Annotated in this window: 7 protein-coding genes; 6 read left to right on the top strand and 1 reads right to left on the bottom strand. The window is 36.2% G+C overall.

What is annotated here, in order from left to right; all coding sequences use genetic code 11:
- Window positions 1-701: ATP-binding protein (locus BUC07_RS20195; protein WP_139279672.1), on the top strand; the 701-nt coding region annotated here is incomplete at its 5' end.
- A gap of 125 nt (window positions 702-826) precedes the next feature.
- Here BUC07_RS20195 and BUC07_RS21020 read toward each other — a convergent pair.
- The gene (locus BUC07_RS21020) at window positions 827-967 is read right to left on the bottom strand and encodes a hypothetical protein (protein WP_175552587.1); all 141 of its coding nucleotides are present in this window, start codon (window positions 965-967) and stop codon (window positions 827-829) included.
- 184 nt (window positions 968-1151) lie between these two features.
- Here BUC07_RS21020 and BUC07_RS20190 point away from each other — a divergent pair, with 184 nt between their 5' ends.
- From BUC07_RS20190 to BUC07_RS20160, 5 genes are all read left to right on the top strand, one after another.
- Window positions 1152-2522 carry an ATP-binding protein gene (locus BUC07_RS20190; protein WP_073174128.1) on the top strand — a complete coding sequence of 457 codons (1371 nt, stop codon included), beginning with the start codon at window positions 1152-1154 and terminating at the stop codon, window positions 2520-2522.
- Window positions 2523-3648: 1126 nt separating this feature from the next.
- Window positions 3649-3855 carry a hypothetical protein gene (locus BUC07_RS20180; RefSeq protein ID WP_073174124.1) on the top strand — a complete coding sequence of 69 codons (207 nt, stop codon included), beginning with the start codon at window positions 3649-3651 and terminating at the stop codon, window positions 3853-3855.
- Window positions 3856-4125 carry a type II toxin-antitoxin system RelE family toxin gene (locus BUC07_RS20175; RefSeq protein WP_073174122.1) on the top strand — a complete coding sequence of 90 codons (270 nt, stop codon included), beginning with the start codon at window positions 3856-3858 and terminating at the stop codon, window positions 4123-4125.
- 380 nt (window positions 4126-4505) lie between these two features.
- Window positions 4506-4880 carry a four helix bundle protein gene (locus BUC07_RS20165; RefSeq protein ID WP_073174118.1) on the top strand — a complete coding sequence of 125 codons (375 nt, stop codon included), beginning with the start codon at window positions 4506-4508 and terminating at the stop codon, window positions 4878-4880.
- A 110-nt stretch (window positions 4881-4990) separates the two neighbouring features.
- Window positions 4991-5284, top strand: a complete 294-nt coding sequence (locus tag BUC07_RS20160; protein WP_073174116.1) for a hypothetical protein — start codon at window positions 4991-4993, stop codon at window positions 5282-5284.
- The last annotated feature ends 486 nt before the right edge of the window (window positions 5285-5770 follow it).

The following is a 5770-nucleotide window of genomic DNA, read 5'->3' as shown; positions in this document are numbered from 1 at the left end:
TTCATGATGCAGCAATAGAACCAACAGCATTTTATCCCTCTTATATTCAAACCTACATTGAAAGAGATATTCGGTCCTTAAAAGCCATTGAAAATCTAAATACTTTCACGCGTTTTGTTGGATTATGTGCCGGCAGAATTGGTCAAATACTAAATCTTACTTCTTTGGCTAATGATACCGGAGTTACTGTAAATACAGTAAAATCATGGCTTTCATTGCTGGAGTCCAGCTTTATTTTGTATCAGGTTCAGCCTTTTTATAAAAATTTCAATAAAAGACTTATTAAATCTCCCAAAATCTATTTTTACGATACCGGCTTAGTTTGTTCATTGTTGAATATTCAGAATGCTGACATGATAAGAAATCATTATCTATATGGAGCATTATTCGAAAATTTTATTATCAGTGAAATTATAAAAACACAACATCATACCGGTAAAAAAACCTCCATTTATTACTGGAGAGAAAGTAATGGCACTGAAATAGATTGTATTATTGAGCTAAGCAATCAAAAATTATTGGCTCTGGAAATTAAAGGTGGTGAAACATTTAATAAAGACTTTCTCAAAAATTTTAAATATTTTCCACAGTCTAACTTAATACAAAAGTTTTTGATATACACTGGTGAAAGCCTGCCTTCTGTTTCTGATACAGGTATAATAGGCAAAAACGATTTTCAACGGTTTTTAAAAGAATTATGATTTACGGCTAAAGCCAATTTTTCACTCTTCAATTTATTTAACCCCAGTCTTAAGCCTGGGGCTATAAAAAAGATAAGGGCTTCAGCCATTAATCAACATTTTTAACCGGACACTACTGATAAATTTTAAAAATCGTAACTAACCAGTTCAACTTTTGTTTTATTGAATTCAGCGAGAGGCAATCCATAAAAACAGGCCCGGCCTTCAGGCTGGGTACCGGATTTATGATTGGGCCCCCGGATTTTTGAAAAATTTGTATTTTTCATTTTACAAATTTTTCAAAAATCCTAAGTCGGAGCGTTATTTTTTTTATCCCAACCTGAAGGTTAGGCCTGTTTTTGCTCCTTTTTTCAATATTTATCATACTTGAATAAACTGATTAGTTATAAAAAATCACTTGTTATTATGCTTCTGAAACATTATTTTTGTGTTGCATAATAAAAAAGTATAATGAAGTTTTTAAACCGAAATAAAGAGATCAGTCGTTTGAGGAAATCTTTTAAGAGCGATGTTTTCAGGCTGATAGTGATATATGGCAGACGCAGATTAGGCAAAACCAGACTGCTGCAGCAGATAGTAAGGGATGATGATATCTATTTTATAGCTGACCAACGTGAAAGTCTTGTTCAGATTCAGTCGCTTGCAAAGCAGATAGCCCTTAAAAACAAAGATTTTGACAGGGTATCCTATCCCGACTGGTTAAGCCTGTTTATATCCCTGGCAAAGTGGACCAATAAGCGAAGAACCTTGTTTATTGATGAATTTCCCTATTTGGTAAAGAATAAACCGGAGTTGCCCAGCATTTTACAAAAATTAATTGATGAGGAGAAAAACCTGCCCTTTAATCTTGTATTATGCGGTTCATCCCAGCAAATGATGCAGAAAATGGTCATTGATCATAATGCTCCATTGTATGGCAGAGCCAATGAGATCATTAAAATAAATCCCATGAACATATACTGGCTGAAAGAAGCGCTTGCTTGTTCTTATGAAGATGCGATAGAAGAATATAGTGTCTGGGGCGGGGTTCCACGGTATTGGGAAATAAGGCAGCAGGCGGGATCATTCAAAGAAGCTATTATCAATCAGGTTTTTGATATTCATGGATTGCTTCATGAAGAACCATTGAGATTGTTTCTTGATGATACCAGGGATTCGGTGCAGATGCATACATTAATTTCGATTATTGCATCAGGCGCGAGCCGCCTAAGTGAGATTGGTTCGAGAATAGGGAAACCGGTTACACAGTTAAACAGACCGTTGCAGCGATTAATTGAACTGGGTTATATCAAAAGGGAAATCCCCTTTGGATTATCGAAACGCAATACAAAAAAATCATTGTATAAAGTTGCCGATCCTTTTATGCATTTTTATTATAAATTCGTTATCCCTGAGAAAACCTCGCTTGAGTTAGGTTATACAGAACAAATATATGATCATGTTTTAAAGGAAAGTTTTTCTGATTATTGTTCAGAAATATGGGAAGAATTATGCCGTCAGGCTGTACCTGCTTTAATGAAATCAAACTTATTTACAGCGGGAGCAAGATGGTGGGGTAATGATCTGCTAAATAAGCCTTCCGAAATCGATATAGTTGCAGAATCACGCAACAAGAAAGAGATCCTGCTTGGTGAAGCCAAATGGTCGTCTTCCAGAAATATTTTGGCTGTAATGAAGAAATTAGATCACAAATGCCAATACTTGCCATTTACAAAAGGAAAAACTATGCATAAAGTTTTATTTCTTAAAAGCAAACCCGCTAAGGTACCGGAGGATTATATTATTTTCACACCTAAAGATGTTGTTGAAGCTCTGCTGTGATTGATGTTGAGAGATAAAGAAACGCATAAGGAGTTGGTTTCTATAAACAATGAAGTTGGCCGAATGTTAGGTTCTCTGATCAACAATCCACATCCTTTCCTTATAAGATCAAAAAAGTAAGTGTTTTCTCCCTGTTCTCTGATCTCCGACCTCTGTTCTCTGATCTCTGACCTCCAAGGCCGTAAAATGCTCATTTCGATGATTAATAATCCAGGTAAATTCTGTAAGTAATCTGCTGATTTCTCACTTCTCGCTTCTCAAAATTTAGTAATGTCAATTATCAGAAATAATAAACGTTAAGTCTACTTTGACAGATTATATGAGAGACCGATTTTTCTTATTTTTTACCCCGGCCCTTCCATAGGAATTCCTTCGGAGCAAGTGGAGAAATAAGAAAAATCCCCGCCTGACTTCGGGCAGGTATTTGATTTCCGCCAGCTGGCGGATCAGGGTAAAACGAATAGATTTTTCGATATTAGTGTAAAGTGTCAAAGTAGAATTAAGCGGTGAAATTAATTTTGAAGGGAGTTCATTTTTCAAAATGCAAAAAACCAGGTTAAACGTTTTTTGGTTAAATAACTATTCGTGTCATCCGTGCCATCTGTGGTTAAAAAAAGAATAGTCCACTAATTTCACTCTTGTCCCTTCGGGGAATTCCACGAAGAAGAAAGTAATTGCGGCGCATGTTAAAATTTCCGGTGATCTGGCTCGGAGCGACTGTCCCCCTGCTAAGGGGGACGAGATACATTTATGTATCGGAGGGGGTAACTAAATCAATCCGTGCCATCCGTGCAATCCCCCATAGGGGCAAGCGTGGATAAAAAAGAATAGTCCACAAAACCAAAAAATCCGCTCAATCTCTCCTCTAAGGAGAGATGTCCTGTTCAGTGAGACTCATTTTTTAGAAACATAGTGAACTGAAAAATGTTAGTCGAACTAATCCCGATTATTCATCGGGGCGTAAGGCCTGTGGGCGGCCTGGACAGAGAGGTCACCAATTCCACGAAAAGATAGATTGTATTTTAATGTCGTTTAGATAACGAAATTCGATGATTTATAATCCTGGCAAATTTGGTCCAGCTCAAAAATCAAATTTGTATATTTGTACACAGAAAAATAGAATACTATGAAGTACTCAATTACAATAGACGATAATACCAAAACCGGTGCGGGGCTTTTAGAAGTTGCAAGGAGTATTGCAAAAATATATAAATCAGTTAAAGTAATACCGGTAAGCGACGAAGATGAATGGCTGGCAGCAGAAATTGAAAAATCGAAAAAATCCGGCAAGGCAGACAAACAAAAGATATTGGATCGCTTTAATATTCAATAAATGAAGGTTGAATTTTCCAAATCATTTGACAAACAAACTTCGCGAATTAAGGATAAAAAACTTCTACATAAAATGAGGGAAGTTATCAGAAAAGTGATGGAATGTGATTCATTTGCAGAATTGACAAATATTAAACCTTTAACCGGTTATCCGGGATATTATCGCATCCGGTTGGGAAATTACAGAATTGGTATTTCACTTGAAGGAGATACAGTTTGGTTTCACTTTTTTGGTAAACGGGATGAATCAACTTACAAGAAATTTCCATAATAATTACCTGGTTATAAAACTGTTGCCACCGCCTGCTGGTGCGGATTTGTCCCGAAGGGATCACAATGTGGCAATCCGTACCTCAGCCGGCAGGACTGAAAGCATTTATAACCGGTATTATGCCGGAGAGAAAGGTTTGTTGGACGTTATTGTTATCAAATAGTATTGTTTACAACAATGGCACAACCGTTTCGGGCCGTGGACGAAGGAGTTGTTGGTTCAGAATGGAAAAAATGTGGTTAAGCGGTGGTTTTTTGTACAGAAATGAGAAGTGAGAGATGAGCGTTGAGAAGTGAGAGATGAGCGTTGAGAAGTGAGAGATGAGCGTTGAGAAGTGAGAGAAGAGCGGAGAGTTTTTTAGAAAATTAAAAAAATAAAATATGGCGGTGATTAATAGTTTTAGGGATTTAATAGTTTTCCAAAAGGCGTATAAATTAGCTATGGAAATATTTGAAATAACAAGAGATTTTCCTAAAGAAGAGAAATACTCGCTAACAGACCAAATCCTTCGTTCTTCTAGATCAATAACAGTAAATATCGCGGAAAGTTGGGCAAAACGAATCTATCCAAAACACTTTGTCAGCAAACTAACTGATTCACTTGGCGAAGAGTACGAGACTGAAAACTGGCTTGACTATTCAAGAGATTGCAAATACATAAATATTGAAACCCATAAAGAACTAATGGAAGGCTACGACGAAGTCCGTAAAATGCTAATTTCAATGATAAACAATCCCAATAAATTCTGCAAATAACCCCTCTCATCTCTCTCCGCTCACCTCTCACTTCTTTTCAGTAAGTTGGGCAAAACGGATTTATCCAAAACACTTTGTCAGTAAACTAACTGACTCATTAGGTGAAGAACATGAAACAGAAAATTGGTTGGATTATTCAAGGGATTGCAAAATCTACTATATTTGTGTCAGTAAAAATTACAAGAATGGCAACTGTAACAATTAAAATCGATACAAAAAGTAAGAAAACAAAGTATTTGGTAGATCTGATTACAGAACTATCGAAAACTGAAAAAGGGATTACAGTAGTAGATGAAAAAACGGAGTTCATGAAAAGTATGGACCAAAGTTTTAATGAACTTGAACGATTGAAAAAAGGAAAATTAAAACCAAAATCAGCCAGAGAACTTCTCGATGAATTATGATAAAAGTTCTAAGGGTTTGTTGCGGAATAAGTTGGACAGAGCAGGCGATGTTATTTTGTGCGATAATTAGGCAAAAAACATAGGCATAGCCTTAGCTACGGCGAGGCTTTTTAACGTAGTTAGCGTGCAAAAGAACAAGCCTGAATGATTAAGTTATTTCGTGACAAACCCTAACCATTCCCGAATTTGATAAATCATTAAAAAAACTCCCCGAAAATCACTCCTTCTTGCCTGGGTAGAGTCATTTTCATCCATCCATTATTTCAGATACATCATTTGTTTCATCCCTAAATTGTATGTAGATTTGCATTGGCATTATAAATCAACATAAAAATGATTCCTCGTCATATAGCTTCCGTATTAAAAGACCGTTTGAAAAAGTTTCCGGTCCTTTCTTTAACAGGTCCCCGGCAATCAGGAAAAACAACCCTTTTAAGAAACGAATTCAGCGACTACAAATATTACAATTTAGAAAGAATAGATCAT

The organism is Tangfeifania diversioriginum, assembly GCF_900141875.1.
In the GTDB taxonomy this organism is placed as follows: domain Bacteria; phylum Bacteroidota; class Bacteroidia; order Bacteroidales; family Prolixibacteraceae; genus Tangfeifania; species Tangfeifania diversioriginum.
The sequence above is the reverse complement of the archived record's forward strand: the minus strand, read 5'-3'. Positions and strand labels throughout refer to the sequence as shown.

Bases quoted from the DNA above. Each gene is read 5' to 3' on its own strand.
- BUC07_RS20165 (WP_073174118.1), top strand. From the start codon at position 4,506: ATGGCGGTGATTAATAGTTTTAGGGATTTAATAGTTTTCCAAAAGGCG.
- BUC07_RS20175 (WP_073174122.1), top strand. From the start codon at position 3,856: ATGAAGGTTGAATTTTCCAAATCATTTGACAAACAAACTTCGCGAATT.
- BUC07_RS20180 (WP_073174124.1), top strand. From the start codon at position 3,649: ATGAAGTACTCAATTACAATAGACGATAATACCAAAACCGGTGCGGGG.
- BUC07_RS20190 (WP_073174128.1), top strand. From the start codon at position 1,152: ATGAAGTTTTTAAACCGAAATAAAGAGATCAGTCGTTTGAGGAAATCT.
- BUC07_RS21020 (WP_175552587.1), bottom strand. From the start codon at position 967: ATGAAAAATACAAATTTTTCAAAAATCCGGGGGCCCAATCATAAATCC.
- BUC07_RS20160 (WP_073174116.1), top strand. From the start codon at position 4,991: ATGAAACAGAAAATTGGTTGGATTATTCAAGGGATTGCAAAATCTACT.